Below are 17,105 nucleotides of genomic sequence, written 5' to 3' on the forward strand. Positions count from 1 at the left end.
AATGCGGATCAAGCCGATAAAATACAGATAAAAAGCCTCGCATTCGCGAGGCTTTTGGTTTCGGCATAGAATCTGTTAAAATCAGCATAAATCAGCGGTTTTAACTTACATCATATCTTGCCCAGACAAGATCGTGGTCGGACTCGGGAGTGGTAACTTTGCCATATTTAAAAAATGGCAACTCGCTCGCGACAATGTCGTAATGTCTTGGCATATCTATGCCTATTTTCCCCATCCATGAAGGAACTTTTTGTATCCACTTCGCTTTGCCGTAAAGCCGGCTAAAATAATATGTAGGTTCATGCCCAAGCGGATCTTTTACATTAAAAAACTTAAGAGCGGAACTTATAGCGCGGCGGTGCATCATCTTAGTCCACGCAAACAGATTTGTATCTCCGCATATAACAAGTCTCTTAGATATATCTCTTTTGCCCAACTCCTCTTGTATCGCAGCCATTTGCCGCTGTCTTAATTTATTTCCACCAAACGCTGTAAGGTGAAGACTCACCACAGTAAAGGGCTCACTTCCCCGCATGCGCAAACGGGCAACAGCGGCATATCTTTGCATAGGCCTTTTTTCTGAAGCAACTATTTTTGCCATCCTTGAGTACTCTTTTTTTTCGGGAAGCTTTATAGAAAACTGATCCACACAATCGAGCATATCAGAATCGTATATGATGCCCGGACTTGGAAATTCATTAAAAAAGTAGTTTTTATAATTTGCCCCCAAAGACCGGCTTATCTTGTCTATGTGAGCTACACCATTTTGTATTACATTTTCCTGTATGCAAAAAACACTGAGGCCTTCTTCTTCTTTTAAGTTTTTGTAGTATCTTATAAGTGCATCAAGCCAAACCCCACGCATAAGATTGTGCGCTGCAAAAACAATGCCTTCTTTTATGTTTTTTACCTCGGATTCCATATATTTATTATACTATATAAACCACTTAACTGTTCCCCCCAAAAAGAGGGCTTTGTACCAACAAAGGTATTGGTGTATAATCTTAGTGTGCAATCTAAATATTGCTGTCCACAGCTTAACCACAAGTGAAATAGATTTTTTCTAAAACTTAATGGTATCATTTATATAACATGCCAAACTCTTCCAAAAACGACCGCCTTCCACCACAGGATATTGACGCAGAAATGTCTGTACTCGGATCCATTTTAATGGACAAGGATTCTCTTTTTAAAGTGGCGGATCTTTTGAACTCAAGCGATTTTTACTTAAATACACACGGGGTAATTTACGAAACAATGCTGGAGCTGTCTGAAAAAGGACAGCCACTTGATATACTTAGTGTCAGCAGTAAATTGAAGGAAAAAAAGAAGCTCGATGATATAGGCGGAAAAAGCGCTCTAACCAAGCTTGTGAATTCCGTACCCTCTGCAATGCATGTTGCACACTATGCCGACCTGGTTCACAAAAAATCTCTTCTCAGAAAGATGATACAGGCATCATACGACATAGGACAGCTGGGTTACAGAGAAGACGAAGATGTTGATGTACTTTTAGACGAAGCGGAAAAACAGGTATTTCAAATATCCCAAAGAATAAATTCCCAGAGTTTCTATCCGCTTAAACACAATCTTGAAGAAGCGTTTGAAAGAATTGACAACCTGCACAAAAACTCAGGAATAATGCGCGGCGTACCTACAGGGTTTACAGACCTAGACAACTATCTCGCGGGGCTTCAAAAATCAGACCTGGTGATACTCGCGGCCCGACCGTCTCTTGGTAAATCGGCCTTAGCTATGGATATAGTGCGCCACGTTGCTGTTGAGCAAAAAGTTCCAGTCGGTGTATTCAGTCTTGAGATGAGCCGCGACCAGGTAGTAGACAGACTTATTGCCTCAGAAGCAGGTGTGGACCTCTGGAGGCTTCGCACGGGGAAGCTATCTTCCAAAGGAGAACACAATGACTTTACTAAGATACAAAATGCTCTTGGAAGCCTATCAGAAGCCCCTGTTTACATTGACGACGGACTAGTATCCTCTGTCCTTCAAATGCGCGCTATGGCAAGAAGGTTGCAAGCGGAACGCGGCTTAGGACTGCTTGTGGTAGACTACCTCCAGCTTATCCAACCCAGGAGCATAAGTGATAACATGGTCCAACAAATAACCGAGATATCACGCTCGCTAAAATCCCTTGCGCGAGAATTAAATGTGCCTGTTCTGGCTTTGAGTCAGCTATCACGAGCGGTAGAACAAAGACCTGACAGAACGCCAAAGCTTTCAGATCTTAGAGATTCGGGGTCCATAGAACAGGATGCCGACGTTGTGTTATTTATATCCCGCGATGTACGAAACGAAGAGGATAATATAGCAGAAATACATATAGCAAAGCACAGAAACGGACCAACAGGAAAAGTTGAGTTATTTTTTGACAGAAAAGCTGCGTCATTCAAAAACCTGGACAAAAAGTTGTACGCCAACTATACCCCGCCGCCAATGCCGGATAGCGAAGATGAGATAGATGTCGGGGATATACCGAGTTAAGTTCGCTTCGCTTTATAGGTATCAGGTTTTAGCTTTTAGGTATTAGACTAATACCTAACTCCTAATACCTAGCACCTGTTTTGTGAGGCGAAGCCGAATCCCTAGGCCTAACGGCCGGGATGGCGGCCCAAAGGGCTTAGCCACAAAATCTATGTTACCCAAACCCTTACAAGAACTACAACAAATTTTTGAAAAATTCCCGGGAATAGGTCCGCGCCAAGCGAGCCGTTTTTCTTTTTTTCTTTTAAAGCAGCCACCTGAAGAATTGGAACGGATGGCAGACGCGATAAAATCACTTACGAAAGAGGTTGGTTTATGCAACACATGTTACCTGCCGGCTTCGGGAAGCACCTCATGTGTTGTCTGTTCTGACAATAAACGCGATAACTCAATTATTTATATAGTTGAAAAAGAAAGCGATGCTATAGCCATGGAAGATGCGAAAATGTTTAATGGAACCTATCTTGTTTTAGGGGAAAACATATCTCCAATAGGAAAGAGTGACGCAGCAAAAGAAAGATTACGCACATTTTTAAAAAAAGTAAAAAATGAAAACAACATAAAGGAAGTTGTGCTGGCGCTAAACAATACCCGGGAGGGAAATTTTACAACAATGTACATTGAAGAGATGTTCAAAAAAAACATAGAAGGTGCAGAGGTGAAACTAACACGCCTGGGGCGGGGGCTTTCAACCGGAAGCGAACTTGAATACGCGGATGAAGAAACACTGAGGAATGCGTTTGAGAATAGAAGATAAACCACTGATACATGCTGATTTAGCGGATTTTATGCCGAAAGCAAAACCTCGCTAAAGCGAGGTTTTTTATCTGTATTTTATCAGCTTGATCCGCATTGATCTGCGGTTATTTCTTGGCTGTTGCCTTCTTTTTGGGTGCCACTTTTTTGGTTTCTGGTTTTTTAACTGTTTCCTGCCTGCCTGCCGAAGCCTCGGCGTAGGCAGGTTTACTGTTTTCTGTTTTCTGACTACCTCCTTTATGTATTTCTGTTATTTCTACTTCTGTATACGGCTGGCGGTGACCCTTCTTTTTACTGTAGCGCTTTCTTTTCTTTTTCTTAAAAACTATTACTTTATCCCCTTTTCCATGTTCTACAACACGGCCGGTAACACTGACACCGGATAAGTTTGGAGTACCAACATCTACTCCCCTTCCATCGGCATAAAGCAAAACTTCTTTAAACTCAATATCCTTGCCCTCTTTTTCGGGAAGCTTTTCAAATTTAAGCTTACTGCCTTCGGAAACTTTATACTGTTTCCCCCCTGTCTTTATAATTACAAATTTATCACTCATAATTCTTGTTCACTTCGTTCACAAGTAGGTTTTAAGTATTAAGAGTTAGGTATTAGACTAGTACCTAAAAGCTAAAACCTGATACCTGCTCGCAAAGCGAGCTTATACACTAGTAAACTATAAATCATTTTATAGAATAATGCAAGATTTGCATTTAACTTTACCTATGTTACTATATTTGCGGTACTTTAACAAGTACATATCCGCCTATGCATAAAGCTATGGCGAGATAGATCGGTTCCCAGACGACTGCTTTGAGGTTTGCTGTTTTAAGCTGCCAACAGAGGATGGAGTTGTGGGAAAAGACAAGGTCCACGACACTTTGTGTCGGGACAGAAGGAGGCAAAGATGCCACAGGAAAATGAAAAATGCTGCGAGCATAATTGCTACAAAAACCAGGAAGAAGAGATTACCTCTGAAGAAGCGGTGAAAATACTAAAAGAAGATATACCATTTTTTTTGAAAAAACACTCTAAAGAATTTAATGCTTTTAGCCTGTTTGAGAAAGTTTTAGGAGTTGAAGAAAATCAAGAAAAATTCCACTTAACGGGTGAAACCGCAGGCGAAGGGTTTTTACTGCACTGGAATCTTTTTTTATGGGTCGGAAGCGCCTGGCCATTAAGGCTTTCTGTAGAATATACAGGCGGCAAGTTGGAAATTACGCAAGTCAGGATCTATGATGAAAATCGTCTTGCAGAAATAATATCTTCAGGAGACTTACCCGCAAAAGCAGTAAAAGCTCTTTATGCAGACCTGCTTAACCTTGAGCACATGCGGCAGAGTGGGGAATGGGACCTTACCTGGGCAAAACCTTCAAAAATAAGAGAGTGGAACCACAATATTAGAGAGTTAATTTGTGAAAAAACAGGTTTAAACATAGGTACGCTGGGCAAAATAATGAACAATTATGAAGCCATGCAAAAAATAATTGTAAAAATGAACGCATATAAAGAAGGTCTCAAAAAAGCAATACAGGGACTTGAAGAATCAAAACAATTCACAAAAAGCCCCCAACTTAAAGAATTGAGAGAAGAGCTTGAAATCATCTTAGATCCAAACAAACATGCCTACGAATTCTATAACAATTAGCACATTTAAAAAAACACCGCGTAATGCGGTGTTTTTATTTTAGCGGAATCAGGCCTTCTGTGAACAGTTTTCCAAATATCCGGTTTTAAACCATCTCGCAGGCGGAGCGGGCATCGTTTTTTTAACACGCCAACGCGTTGGCGTGTTAAAAAAGAGTGACGCCGAGAGTGAGGGCATAAATCCTCGCTGGGGATGAGCCCTCTCTTTAAAATACAAAATACGCTTTAGAAGCACAGGAATGAGTCAGATTCGCGAAGCGAGGGTAAAGGAGTAGTTTATCTACTTCAATGCCCGAGCGACAAAGGAGATGGCTCATTCCTGTGCTTCCCGAAGGGCGGGTGTATATTTTCCATATCCTTTGTTTTCATCGCTCATGCACATCTGTGCATTTCACTCTTCAGGCCTAGGCTATGGAAAATATTCACTCCGCTAAATGAATTCTGTATTTTAAAGAGAGGGCCGGACCCGTGTGCAAAAATCGGAGTATTTGGAAAACTGACAAGCATTAAAAATCTACAAAACTAAAAATCAAATCTCTACCACCGCACCCCAAGTGTCATAACCTGGCGATGCGGTAAACAAAACTATTTGAAAATCATGGGATAATCTCTTAAGTACATGCCGCATATTATCTTTTCTTTCCTCGTCAAAATTAACAAATGGGTCGTCCAAAAGCATTACGGGTCGGCGTAAATATTTTAAGCCCTCCACGCCATCTGTGTTTTGTGTATCCGCCCCGGTCTGTCCCGGGATAGAGGGATTATATAAAAGTTGTACAAAAGCAAAACGACTAACTATGTAGAGCTGGTCAATAGCCCCGGTTGAAAGTACACTAACATCCACATAATCATCTTTTTCGGGGCTAAATACCTCCAGGTTAAATTCGTCGTCAAGCCGTACCTCCGTATATTTTTCAGAGGTTATCTGCCCTATATACTCTGACATCATGCGTTCCAGGGCTTCGCGTGTTTTTTTAAGAGAGCGGGACTGAGCCTCCTGCAAAACGTCTTTCACTACCACATATAATTCGGCCCGGCGCTTTAAACGCTCCAAAGATGTTTTGAGAGCAGATATTTTTTCTTCTGTCTCTGTTATGTCCTCCTGTGATATATTTTGTCCCTCAAGGCGCGCTTTTGCTTCCAGGTATTTGTTATTCGTCTTTTTTATTTCCTTATCCAACTCTTCAAGTTGGCGCTCCAGTTCATGTTGCCGTTTCGTAGTTGGGGGCTCTGTTTTTTGCTCTTCTGTTATTTTCGCCTGTTCTATTCCAAGCTGACGCTCAAGTTCTTTCTTTTTTTGAAGAAATTGCTTTATGTCTTTTCCGCGTAATAAAGTTTTTTGCTGTTTATCTATACTTTCAAGCCGGAGTTTCATTTCTTGTATGTGCTTATTATGCTCATGTGCATGTGCCGGACTCTCCAAATTAAATTCTGAAAGCATCCCTTCAAGTTCTTTTTCATATTCCTTTAGATCTTTTTCTCTTTTCTCCTTTTCCCCCTCAAGATCTTTTAAACCTACCGATTCCGAATATTTTCCGGATATAAACATATACGCTGCAAACAATCCCAGTAAAATCCAAGAGACAAAAAATACTTTAAAAACGAAACCCAAAAGACCCAGTAATATAAGCGCAAAACTCACACCAAAAGTTAGGCGCGCGGAAGGGTAATACTTTGTAAGTTTGTGGTCTTTAAGTTCCGATATCCGTGAGTTTAGCTCCTCAAGCCTGTCACGATTAAGCCTTATCTTGCTTGTTGCATCTTCCATTCTTTCCAACTCCTTATCTGTAACAGGCTTAGTTTCTTTAATTTTAGACTGCAGCTCTTGCGCCTCTTTGCTAAGTATGTCAAACGCGTTTACATCTTCAAGAACGCTGTCCAACTCCTTTCCTACTTTTTCTGACTCTTGCAAAGCAATAAAATACTGCTTGTTGGCATCGTATTCACGCTGAGCAAGATCTTTTTCTTTTTCCAGACCATTGAGCTTTTCTTCAAATTCTTTAAATATTACCTGAGCCTGCTCTTTTTCGCTAAGGCGTTTTTTCATATCATCAAGATTGCCGCGTAACTCTTTTATATTCTCCTCAATCATTTTAATTTTTCCGTAATTCTCGCGCTTAACCGGGCGGGACGCGTCAAGCCCTTTTGTGAGGTCCTCAAACCCTTTTTTTAACTTTTTTAATATCTGCGATATGGAAGCACCGCTTGATGTGCCTGCCACCATATCACGCATGCGCTCAACTATTTTTTTCTTATCCTTACTGTCTAAAATAAGACTATCTCTAAAAATCACAGACAAATTACCAAACAGCTCTTTACTGGAATAACCGCCTAATTCTTCTAACTTGGCTGAAACCTCTCTAAAATCATGAGACAAAATATCGCCATCTATATTTTTCAAAAATACGCGCTGTTTTTCAAAATCTTTCTCTAAAATATAGTTTTCACCGCCTGACTCAAAAGAAATATTCAACTGATAAAGATCTTCTGTATGCCAGCTCTGGTGATCTTTTATATACTGGGGAACATTTGAAGATGTGGGGTCAAAAAATAAGGCGGCTACAAGCGCCTCACGCACGGTTGATTTACCCGCTTCGTTGTTTCCTTTCAAAACAGTAATATCCGCGGGAAAATCCACTTTAGTATCCCTAAATTTTTTAAAGTTATTTAATTGTAAGGATTTAATATACATGCCATTATTGCCCGCAAAGGCAAGCAACTTGTTGCGCCGCGCGAGTGGTTGCAATTATGAGCACCCCGCCCTTATTTTGCCTTGTACACCCTAGCGGCGCAAGGGGCGAATAGCCCCTGCCCTATGCGGGCACAGCGCCGCGGGATTTTAACTCACTTAAACTCATAATCCCGCTTTAGTTATTTATACGAAGCAAAATAAGGGCGGGGTAATAACTTACTAAATTCGCTACGCTCATTAAGTCAAGTTATTACATCCGGGTCATAAAATGCCTCCAAACCCAGTTGCAACGCCTCTTCATATAGCTTCCTTTCTTCTTCATCTTTCGCGTTACTTATTTTTTCTTCCATAAGTTCCACAAACTGTCCGCTTATTAATATGGAAGAATGTTCAGGTGAAGCGCCGGTCTCATTTGCGAGCATGCGGCTTTTGTTTTGTACGCGCAAGCGCCAAAACTTACCCCCGAGGTCTTCCTCAATCGCATCAACATTAACTACAATCTTATTCCGATTAGTGCCTGTTATGTTTGCGGTAAAAATAAGATTATCATCCGCGTACTCTTCTATTTTGCGCGCTATCTCAGCCGCATCTTCTATCTCCTCAATGTTTATCTCAATCTCTTTTGCCTCGCGGGCTCCTATTTGTACCGGCTTAACATCTGTAACACCATACTCTACAGTGCCAACTATTACATAACCGGCGCCACTCTGGCTTATGGACAACATCTCAGGAGAACCGGAGTAATACGCTGTAACACCTCCTTTGCTTTCTTCTCTAAGAGAGTGCCAGTCTCCAAGCGCGACATAATCAGCTCCGCTTTCTTCTATCTCTTTTGAACTAATTGGCCAATCGGGACTCTTTGCTTGTCCCACAACTCCACCATGCGCCATAATAATCTTTTCAGCTTGGCGCTGGTTATCTGTTTTTACCATTGGGCTTTCAGCTGACTTGTTGGTCGTATTAGCTTTGGCATATACCTCTGTATTTATATCTTCAAAATAGGTCTTAGTGCCCTCTGAGTCGGTAAACAAAAATACACCCTCTTTCTCAAGACCGGAAAAATGCTTGCCTAAGTCTTTTTTGTCTCCGAGTTTAAAATCGTGATTACCGGGTATAAGGCACACTCTAATACCGGCGGTATTTAGACGCGCAAACTCGCCTTTTACAAAGTCTATATTCTTTTGGGAGGGGTGGTTTGAATCAAACAAATCTCCCGCAACCAAAAACAGGTTAACCTTTTCGCTTATCGCGAGGTTCACAATATCGGAAAAGGTCTGTCTTAACTGTTCACGCTGTTCATTTGCTTTCTCGCCAAGTATTTCAAACTTAGCGCCTAAATGAATATCAGAAGTATGTAGAAATTTCATAATTTGCCCAAGAGGGCGAATTAATTTTAATTAATGAGCACCGATTGGCTGTAAATTATAGAACCGAGCACTCAGTGTACACAGCTGTAAAAAAATTTAAAACAAGTTTCGCGATTACTTGCAGATATTCCAATCATACATACTGAGTGCTCGGTCGAAAGATGCTAAGCTCGTGCCTCGCTAAGAATCTTTTCGAAAAACCCAAAACTTATACCCTACAAAGTTCCAGACAAAAACAACCACAGTTCCCAAAAGCGCTCCTATGCTTGCCCATAGTTTTGGGGTAATTCCAAATTGCGGACCTACAACATTCACGGTCAAGGTTGCTGTACCAACATTCAAAAAGAATCCTATAACACTAACAGACATAAATTGAGTAAATTCTTTTCCGATCTTTTCTTGCTTGCTTTCAAATGTCCACCACTTGTTCCACGCGTAACTGTTCAAAGCCGCAACTATAAAAGATGCTCCTTTAAACACGCTAAACATGGTGCCCGCGCTAATTCCTGTAACAAGTATAAGTAGGTTTAAAACACCGAGATCTAAAAATGTATTTAAAGCTCCCACCATAGCAAATTTTGCAGCCTGGTATAAAATAGCTACTTTTTTAGCTATAAAATACGCAGAGTACATACCCGCAACAGCTAAAATGGGTAAAACAACCGCGAGCATTAAAGCTCCCTGTAACGTTGAAAACGTAGTTACAACACCCGCGGGAAGAGGCATTTCTGCCACATTCACACTACCTACTACAAACAAAAGCCACGCTATGGCCTCTCCTATAACTAAACTTCCTACTATGTCTGCCCTATTGAAGTGTACACTTTTTGATTTAACATCTTCTTGATTTTGAGTTTTTTCTTGCATGGGGATAATCCTTCGGTACAGCTCAGGATAAAATTTATTTAAACAAACCTGAGAAGAATGTAAAACAAGTTTTACATTGAATTTACCGAAATGGGGATAAATTTAACTTATATTTATTATCATAGCACATATTAAAGTGTACAATGAAGTTAATAAACTAAATAGTTGCCCACATGTAAAAAGGGTAACAAATACATACTATATGGGTTACTTTAAAGGAGAAATATCTATGGAAAAAACTAAAAAATTTTCCGCTTCAATACTAATAGCCACCCTGCTTTTGGGAACAATGGGGCTATTAATGATGGTGGAAAGCAGTAAAACATCCACTATTGTGGATGAATCGCCACACATTGTAGCAGGATACGCGTATGTTGCAAAAAGGGATTATAGACTAAATCCCGAACACCCCCCGCTTATTAAAATGGCGGCGGGTCTACCACTCGCGTTTCAAGATGTTAATTTTATAGAGGGGCGGCAGTCCTGGGTCGAGGACATTAACGGACAATGGTCGGGAGGAAGTGAATTTCTGCACTGGCAAGGAAATGACCCGCGCCAAATAATGTTTTGGAGCAGGCTTGGGCCAACTATTATTACCCTTCTTATAGGCGTGCTTATTTTCATATGGGCAAGGCAGTTATACGGAAGCACTGCAGGTCTTTTTGCCCTAACTCTTTTTGTTTTCTCTCCGACATTTTTAGCGCACGGCCCTCTTGTAACTACGGACGCCGGAGCTGCTTTCGCTTTTATTTTTGCTTCATATTTCTTCTTTAAATATTTATATAACCAAAATAGGAAGAATCTCATCTGGGCAGGTGTGGCATTTGGAATTGCCCAGCTAATGAAGTTCTCACTTATTTTAATTGTTCCCTTTTTCACAGTAGCGGTAATAATGTGGGTTGTTTTCAAAGACAGGCAAGGCAAAGTTTGGTCCCTGCAAACCCTTAACAGAGTAATGCTTTATTTTGGAAAACTTATGCTTATAGGCATAATTGGACTTATTGTTGTGTATCCTGTATACGCGTACACAGTATCAAATTACCCCGTAGAGCGGCAGGTTGCAGACACGATATGGACACTTAACAGCCATCCATGGAACACGAATCCTGATTCAGCAGCACAAGGAGTAGGACCCAGCGGAATTCCCGCAGTTGTTGTAACCATGGCTGAAAACCCTGTGTTGCGCCCTTACGCGCAATTCTTCCTCGGACACCTTATGGTGTTCCAGCGTGTTGCGGGAGGAAACACCGTTTACTATCTGGGTGATGTCGCCGAAAGCGCGTGGCTAAGCTACTTTCCTGTTGTCTTCTTCCTTAAAGAGCCTACCGCTCTCTTTATACTGCTAAGCATAGCAACATCTGCTGTATTTATTGCATTCTTTAGACAGATAAACACAACCACAAAAAATCTACCAGGAGTAAAGGAAAAGCTCAAAAAAATTATAGACGTAAAGAGCGAATGGATAAGCAAATACTTTCTTGAAACTTCTTTCCTTTTCTTTATATTCTTTTACTGGTTTGTAAGTATTATAGGAAATCTAAATATTGGTGTGCGCCATGTTCTGCCAACATTTCCCTTCATATACATAGTTTTAGCCGGAATTTTACACAGATGGCTGCACCCCGGAATAAACCTAAAAGGGCTTCCACTGCTTGAGCAAATAAAATCTGTGTTTTCAACCATAATGAAGCAATGGACAAAGGGAGGAGTCATAGCTATTCTTTTACTCTGGTACATACTGAGTTCTCTTTCGGCATTTCCACACATGCTTGCTTACTTCAACGAACTTGTTGGCGGACCTGCAAATGGGCACAAGTACGTTGTAGATTCAAACCTGGACTGGGGGCAGGATATGTACGGGTTGCAGGAATATGTAGAAAAAAACAATATTGAAAAGATAAAAGTTGATTATTTTGGCGGATCCAGCCCTGAGTATTTCCTGGGAAACAAGTATGAAAGATTTAACCCATTTGACCCGGGAGAACGCGAAGGATGGATTGCGGTTTCAGGAACACTAATGATGAATGGGCGAGGAATACCCACTAAGGGATTCCAGGGAAGCACAACACACTACAGATGGATAGAAGAGTATGAACCGGTAGAGATTATAGGACACTCAATATTTATCTATTACATACCTGGGGAATAGCTTTTAGGTTTTAGCTATTAGCTTTTAGTAAACAAAAAAGGCGAGCTAATGCTCGCCTTTTTAAATTAGGAACTAATTGTATTAGAATCAGGGTGTTTTTTTATTCTGTTTCTTCAACCTCTGACTCTGCATTTTTGTATTTATATAGCAAGTATATAAACGGTTCACTCGGCGAGAATAAAAATTTATTTTTATTCTGCGCCTCCCTGCCATTTATAAAAAACCTTGTTTCCTAACCTAAGGTCTATATATTCAAGCTCATTCACTCTTGCTCCTATTTTTTCATCCAAAACCAGTACAAAATTTTCAACTGATTCTATTACAGGATTAGAGCGCGAAAAATATATATCCCAATCCGAGTAATGTACCTTTATGGTGTTCCACTCTTCTATGGTTACATGTGTGGGCCTGTTATACGCAATCTCAAGCGCTTCTACTAATTTATCCAGGTAATCGGACGTCTCTGTATCTAAGACCTGCTGAGGAAGCGTGACATCCGGTGTCCTTGTGTCGCGTATAGCAACAATAATAGACCCTCTGGAAACTCCCGGTGCATCTTCGTATACAAACCCTTCTGTGTCATAAAAATAACAAGGCGCCACGGCAGGGTTGCCGGCGTAATTACACCATATTCCTTTTTGTTTTCGTTCGATTACTTCTATGTTTAGCGCGTTAGGAGGGCTTAGTTTTACATCCACGCTTTTTATTTTTGGAATATCCCTTAAGATGCCTACTTCAAACTTATTTTTAGGAAAAAGAATGGTATTGTTACGATTTAAAAAAACGAGTACTTTCTCTTCCGCTGTTTTCTCATAATATGCCTTTAAATTACTTGCGAGCTCTTCATTTACACCATTTATACTTACTTCTTTAATTTCAAACTCGCCTGAGAATAAAAAATAATAAACAAGAACTGCTACGACTACTAAAAAAATTGAAACCACCACAAAATACTTTGTAAAAATAAATTTACGCACAAAAGAAACCCTCTTGCGCTTCCGCTTCCGAGGGTTTTTATTTTTTATAACAGCATCAAAATTCTTAACTCTTTTGTTTTTCTTTTTAAATGCCATAAATATTCGTGTCTGGGGTTTATGTTTTTAAACGTCGTAAGCCCGTCTCGCCTGAGGCTTGCCGAGGTGGACGGGAATGAGGGAGCTTTGTGCAAATACCCGAAGTGAGTAGGAAAAACGATTTTGTCGTAAGACCTACCTTTTACTATAAGCAAAAGGTAGCTATCGTTTTTCCGTTAAATGAACTAGGCTGTATTTGCCAAAGTGAGTGAATGGCAGCGTGTGAGAAAACATAAACCCCAGACACGAATTATCTTCTACCCAATTTTACTAAAATCAACATATTTCCGGAGCGCTTTTGGTATTTTTACAGTACCATCAGCCTGTTGATGGTTTTCAAGCAGGGCAATAAGTATGCGCCCTACAGCAAATGCTGTGCCATTTAATATGTGTACAAATTCGGTGTTGTTTCCTTCCTTTGTTTTGTATCTAATATTGAGCCTACGTGCCTGAAAATCTGTCGCGTTACTTGTTGAATGCGTCTCGCGATACTTGCCTTCGCTCGGCACCCATGCCTCAATATCAAATTTTTGTGCCATAGGAAATCCTGTATCTCCTGTACATATATCTACAACCTGATACGGTAATTCTAATGCCTTCATAAACCCCTCTTCCAGAGAAAGTAAGAACCTGTGCTCTTCCCTGCTTTTTTCAGGATGCACAAAAGATACCATCTCTACCTTATCAAACTGATGCACTCTTAATATTCCCCTGGTATCTTTTCCATAAGAACCGGCCTCGCGGCGAAAACAAGTTGAAAAGGCCACAAATCTCTTAGGCAGGTCGGCTTCATTCAAGACCTCGTTTGCAAAATAAGGAACAACTGACTGTTCTGATGTTCCCACAAGATACATGTCGTCTTTTTCAAGGTGGTATATATCTTCTTCTCCTCCCTGAGTGGTATATCCGAGCTTGTCCATAAATTCAGGACGAACAAGAACAGGAGGTATTATTGGTGTAAAACCTTCTTCCATCAAGGTGTCCATTGCAAAATTCACAAGCGCGAACTCAAGCCTAACAGCCTGGTTTTTAAGATATCCGAAACGGGTTCCCGATATTTTCGCGGCCCGCTCTGTGTCTATTAAATCGTGTTGCGCCGCTATTTCCATATAATCCTTGGGTTCAAAATCAAACTCCGGCAGTTTACCTTCTTTACGGGCTACAACATTTTCGGTATCATCTTTGCCCACGGGAACATCCCCAAAAGGCATATTTGGAATAGCCAGCAAAAGCTTATCTAAAGAATTTTTTATTTCATTCAGTTTTTCTTCTTTTTCCTTAAGCTCTTTTTTTAATTTCTCAGCATCTTTTAAATGCTTTTCTCTTTTATCTTTATCCGCTAAAAGCTTAGAAAGTTCGTTTCTTTTAGAACGCAGCTCTTCAACTTGCTGCAAAATATTTCTGTATTCTTCATCCAGTTTTAAAACTTCTTTTACATCAATAATAACGCCTTTTACTTTGGCGCCTTTTTCAACTTCTTTTGGATTTTCGCGTATGTAATTTATATCCAGCATAATTGTTTCGGCTCCGCCTCACGAAAAGTATAAAGTATACAGTATTTAGTATACAGGGGTGCTTTATAATTAGCTTTGCTTAATACTATATACTAAATACTGTATACTTGAACGAGCGTGGAGCGCGAGTTCTAAGCTCGCGAAGCGAGCTTTAATAATATGAATCTACATAAAACTGAGCGCCTTCCAAAGCAAAATCATCAGCCTCTGCCTGTTCATCAAACTCCCTCTCCCAACTCATGGGCATTTCGGAATTTTGAGCTTCATCCATGGGCACTATTAAAACGCTTGGAACCCATTTTCCGCTTTCATCGTCCTGATACGACTGAGATGTTATTTTATAACCTTTGTATTCTATTTCTTCTGCCATGATGTTAGTTAAGTTTTAGTATAAAATTACTTATTCCACCATTACCCCCTCAAGCGGATATCCTGCCTCTTTCCAGCCGGCAAGTCCGTCCTCAAAATCCGCCACATTTGTGTACCCCTCCTCTACCAGCTTGCGCGCTGCAGAAGGAGATGCCTGACATGTTGCGGATGAGCAGTGTACTATTATTTCCTTATCTTTGTCCCCTTCTGTAACTTTTTCCATTCTTTCAACAAACCCGCTTTCGTGTACATCTACATTAACTGAGCCCGGAATGCGCATGCCTTCAAAAGAGGATGCTGAAAGCACATTAACCAAAAGAAAATCCTCTTTGGAATCAAGCTTGTTTTTAAGTTCTTGCGCGGAAACTATTTTATAATCAGCCATAAATAAAAAGTGTATTAATTTTATATACTCAGTATAAACCAGATGGAAGGTCGTTCGCAACCCTGAATAAGATATTTAAAAAAATGAAAATTAAATTGTTATAAACCAAAATATTAGTTATGTAAACTTTTCAACAAACTTATTTTCTGATACCCTACTACCAGATAAAGTTACAAAGTAAGAATCTCTATTTACCGATGTGTAAACCTTGTATAATTACAGCTATATTATTTCTTCTGATAGCTACAGGCGTGTTTTTTTACTTGTGGAACGAGGCGCATGCAGCTGAAGTTGGGGAGGTTGTTATAAATGAAATTGCATGGATGGGAACAGAAAACTCTCCGGCAGATGAGTGGATTGAACTATATAATACAACTAATTCCGATATAGACATCACAGGCTGGGGAATTTACGAAGACTCGGGAGATACTTTAATTGAACCTCTTGAGGACATAATAAAAGCTAATTCATACTACTTAATAGAAAGAACAGATGATACAACTGTACCTACTGTGCCTGCCAGCCAAGAACCTACGCCTTGGGGCGGGAATGGCTTAATAAATCTTCCGAGTGGCGAACATTTAACCTTAGAGGATGCAGGAAATAATATCATTGATGAAGTAAACGCGATTGAAGGCTGGCCCGCCGGCAACAATGATACAAAAGCTACCATGGAACGAACGGAAAGCGGAACCTGGCAAACAGGCCCTGTGGGTGGGACGCCAAAAGCCCAAAATTCTTCAACAGAATCGGAATCGCAAGAAGAGCCTGAACCCGAGCCAGAACCTGAACCACAGGAAGAACCTGAGTCAACCTCGGAACTGGAACCCGAACCTGAACCAGAACCTGCATCTGAGCCAGAGCCTGAGGAAACGCAAGAAGAAGAGCAACCAGAAACAGAAGAACCAAGCGAACCTCAATTTACCAAAACAAAAGATGTTATAATATCCGAATTTATCCCAAATCCTGAAGGAAGTGACTCAGAAAACGAATGGATAGAACTTTACAACACGGGAGAGGGCATCATAGATATTTCAGGTTGGTTTTTAGATGATATAGAGGGCGGTTCAAAACCATTTGAATTTCCTAATGGCACAACTGTGCTTCCCAGTGAATACAGAGTATTTTCAATAAAACTCACAAAAATTTCTTTGCATAATACCCAACCCGATGCGGTACGCCTGCTTTACCCTGATAATTCAATAGCAGATGAAGTAGAATATTTTGAAAAAGCTGACGAGGGAACCTCTTACGCGCTTGTAGCCGGAAACTGGACATGGACAGACAACGCGACGCCAGGATACGCAAACCAGGAGCCGAGTCCGGCAACAAGTGACAAGAAACAGGCGACAAAAAAAAGTACTGCAACCGCAACAAAAACTGGAAATATAAACGATGATCCTTCGGCAGGCTCCGCGCCAAAGGGCGGGCAGGCAGGACAAGATTCTTCGGATGAAAACTCCTATACAGACAATAAAACACTAACAGCAGAAGAATTTTCAGCCCAAATAGGCGGGGACAATACAGGAAGAGGTGGTTTTTTACCCGTTATCTTAGGAATCTTTATAGCCCTGATTGGAGGAACAGGATTCTTAATTTTATATAAAAAAATATCGCAGTAATTATAAATTCAGCAGATTAGCGTTCACCACAAATCTTGGCCCGGTTTTTACCGGAAAAGAAAAACCCCCGATATGGGGGTTTTTGTTAAAATGAACTACAATTCTTGCCCTTGTGTTACTGTTTTGTTTTTATGGGCAATATATTTCTTACTTTGGTTGTCATTGGCTCT

Annotated in this window: 14 protein-coding genes; 5 read left to right on the plus strand and 9 right to left on the minus strand. The window is 40.5% G+C overall.

Annotated elements, in window-relative coordinates:
- Positions 1-100: 100 nt before the first annotated feature.
- The gene (locus tag WDZ40_01105; GenBank protein ID MEX0877443.1) at positions 101-922 is read right to left on the minus strand and encodes a hypothetical protein; all 822 of its coding nucleotides are present in this window, start codon (positions 920-922) and stop codon (positions 101-103) included.
- Between the two features lie 170 nt (positions 923-1,092).
- Here WDZ40_01105 and dnaB point away from each other — a divergent pair, with 170 nt between their 5' ends.
- The gene (dnaB, locus tag WDZ40_01110; GenBank protein ID MEX0877444.1) at positions 1,093-2,499 is read left to right on the plus strand and encodes a replicative DNA helicase; all 1,407 of its coding nucleotides are present in this window, start codon (positions 1,093-1,095) and stop codon (positions 2,497-2,499) included.
- A 151-nt stretch (positions 2,500-2,650) separates the two neighbouring features.
- Complete coding sequence (gene recR / locus WDZ40_01115; protein ID MEX0877445.1) at positions 2,651-3,256, plus strand: recombination mediator RecR; 606 nt, start codon at positions 2,651-2,653, stop codon at positions 3,254-3,256.
- A gap of 106 nt (positions 3,257-3,362) precedes the next feature.
- On the opposite strand, the gene rplU is transcribed toward recR, so the two are convergent.
- Complete coding sequence (gene rplU, locus WDZ40_01120) at positions 3,363-3,809, minus strand: 50S ribosomal protein L21 (GenBank protein MEX0877446.1); 447 nt, start codon at positions 3,807-3,809, stop codon at positions 3,363-3,365.
- A 348-nt stretch (positions 3,810-4,157) separates the two neighbouring features.
- On the opposite strand from rplU, the gene WDZ40_01125 reads away from it, so the two are divergent.
- Positions 4,158-4,898: a hypothetical protein gene (locus WDZ40_01125; GenBank protein MEX0877447.1), complete on the plus strand. Its 741-nt coding sequence runs from the start codon at positions 4,158-4,160 to the stop codon at positions 4,896-4,898.
- 528 nt (positions 4,899-5,426) lie between these two features.
- On the opposite strand, the gene WDZ40_01130 is transcribed toward WDZ40_01125, so the two are convergent.
- The 3 genes from WDZ40_01130 to WDZ40_01140 all read right to left on the minus strand — a co-directional run bounded on the left by WDZ40_01130 (position 5,427) and on the right by WDZ40_01140 (position 9,823).
- Complete coding sequence (locus tag WDZ40_01130) at positions 5,427-7,589, minus strand: AAA family ATPase (protein MEX0877448.1); 2,163 nt, start codon at positions 7,587-7,589, stop codon at positions 5,427-5,429.
- Between the two features lie 242 nt (positions 7,590-7,831).
- On the minus strand, positions 7,832-8,956 hold the full coding sequence (locus WDZ40_01135) for a DNA repair exonuclease (protein MEX0877449.1): 1,125 nt from the start codon (positions 8,954-8,956) through the stop codon (positions 7,832-7,834).
- 180 nt (positions 8,957-9,136) lie between these two features.
- Complete coding sequence (locus tag WDZ40_01140; protein ID MEX0877450.1) at positions 9,137-9,823, minus strand: GtrA family protein; 687 nt, start codon at positions 9,821-9,823, stop codon at positions 9,137-9,139.
- 202 nt (positions 9,824-10,025) lie between these two features.
- Here WDZ40_01140 and WDZ40_01145 point away from each other — a divergent pair, with 202 nt between their 5' ends.
- Complete coding sequence (locus WDZ40_01145; protein ID MEX0877451.1) at positions 10,026-11,972, plus strand: glycosyltransferase family 39 protein; 1,947 nt, start codon at positions 10,026-10,028, stop codon at positions 11,970-11,972.
- A gap of 191 nt (positions 11,973-12,163) precedes the next feature.
- On the opposite strand, the gene WDZ40_01150 is transcribed toward WDZ40_01145, so the two are convergent.
- The 4 genes from WDZ40_01150 to WDZ40_01165 all read right to left on the minus strand — a co-directional run bounded on the left by WDZ40_01150 (position 12,164) and on the right by WDZ40_01165 (position 15,313).
- The gene (locus WDZ40_01150) at positions 12,164-13,045 is read right to left on the minus strand and encodes a hypothetical protein (GenBank protein MEX0877452.1); all 882 of its coding nucleotides are present in this window, start codon (positions 13,043-13,045) and stop codon (positions 12,164-12,166) included.
- 257 nt (positions 13,046-13,302) lie between these two features.
- Positions 13,303-14,559 carry a serine--tRNA ligase gene (gene serS, locus WDZ40_01155; protein ID MEX0877453.1) on the minus strand — a complete coding sequence of 419 codons (1,257 nt, stop codon included), beginning with the start codon at positions 14,557-14,559 and terminating at the stop codon, positions 13,303-13,305.
- Positions 14,560-14,710: 151 nt separating this feature from the next.
- Positions 14,711-14,929, minus strand: a complete 219-nt coding sequence (locus tag WDZ40_01160; GenBank protein MEX0877454.1) for a hypothetical protein — start codon at positions 14,927-14,929, stop codon at positions 14,711-14,713.
- Between the two features lie 30 nt (positions 14,930-14,959).
- On the minus strand, positions 14,960-15,313 hold the full coding sequence (locus WDZ40_01165; protein ID MEX0877455.1) for a rhodanese-like domain-containing protein: 354 nt from the start codon (positions 15,311-15,313) through the stop codon (positions 14,960-14,962).
- A 197-nt stretch (positions 15,314-15,510) separates the two neighbouring features.
- Here WDZ40_01165 and WDZ40_01170 point away from each other — a divergent pair, with 197 nt between their 5' ends.
- The gene (locus tag WDZ40_01170; protein ID MEX0877456.1) at positions 15,511-16,935 is read left to right on the plus strand and encodes a lamin tail domain-containing protein; all 1,425 of its coding nucleotides are present in this window, start codon (positions 15,511-15,513) and stop codon (positions 16,933-16,935) included.
- Positions 16,936-17,105: the final 170 nt, after the last annotated feature.

It is taken from the genome of Candidatus Spechtbacterales bacterium, from assembly GCA_040879145.1.
In the GTDB taxonomy this organism is placed as follows: domain Bacteria; phylum Patescibacteriota; class Minisyncoccia; order Spechtbacterales; family 2-12-FULL-38-22; genus JAWVZY01.

Excerpts from the sequence above, each read along its gene's own strand:
- rplU (MEX0877446.1), bottom strand. The coding sequence starts at position 3,809 with ATGAGTGATAAATTTGTAATTATAAAGACAGGGGGGAAACAGTATAAA.
- WDZ40_01170 (MEX0877456.1), top strand. The coding sequence starts at position 15,511 with ATGTGTAAACCTTGTATAATTACAGCTATATTATTTCTTCTGATAGCT.
- WDZ40_01135 (MEX0877449.1), bottom strand. The coding sequence starts at position 8,956 with ATGAAATTTCTACATACTTCTGATATTCATTTAGGCGCTAAGTTTGAA.
- WDZ40_01150 (MEX0877452.1), bottom strand. The coding sequence starts at position 13,045 with ATGGCATTTAAAAAGAAAAACAAAAGAGTTAAGAATTTTGATGCTGTT.
- WDZ40_01130 (MEX0877448.1), bottom strand. The coding sequence starts at position 7,589 with ATGTATATTAAATCCTTACAATTAAATAACTTTAAAAAATTTAGGGAT.
- WDZ40_01140 (MEX0877450.1), bottom strand. The coding sequence starts at position 9,823 with ATGCAAGAAAAAACTCAAAATCAAGAAGATGTTAAATCAAAAAGTGTA.
- dnaB (MEX0877444.1), top strand. The coding sequence starts at position 1,093 with ATGCCAAACTCTTCCAAAAACGACCGCCTTCCACCACAGGATATTGAC.
- serS (MEX0877453.1), bottom strand. The coding sequence starts at position 14,559 with ATGCTGGATATAAATTACATACGCGAAAATCCAAAAGAAGTTGAAAAA.
- WDZ40_01145 (MEX0877451.1), top strand. The coding sequence starts at position 10,026 with ATGGGTTACTTTAAAGGAGAAATATCTATGGAAAAAACTAAAAAATTT.
- WDZ40_01160 (MEX0877454.1), bottom strand. The coding sequence starts at position 14,929 with ATGGCAGAAGAAATAGAATACAAAGGTTATAAAATAACATCTCAGTCG.
- WDZ40_01125 (MEX0877447.1), top strand. The coding sequence starts at position 4,158 with ATGCCACAGGAAAATGAAAAATGCTGCGAGCATAATTGCTACAAAAAC.
- WDZ40_01105 (MEX0877443.1), bottom strand. The coding sequence starts at position 922 with ATGGAATCCGAGGTAAAAAACATAAAAGAAGGCATTGTTTTTGCAGCG.
- WDZ40_01165 (MEX0877455.1), bottom strand. The coding sequence starts at position 15,313 with ATGGCTGATTATAAAATAGTTTCCGCGCAAGAACTTAAAAACAAGCTT.
- recR (MEX0877445.1), top strand. The coding sequence starts at position 2,651 with ATGTTACCCAAACCCTTACAAGAACTACAACAAATTTTTGAAAAATTC.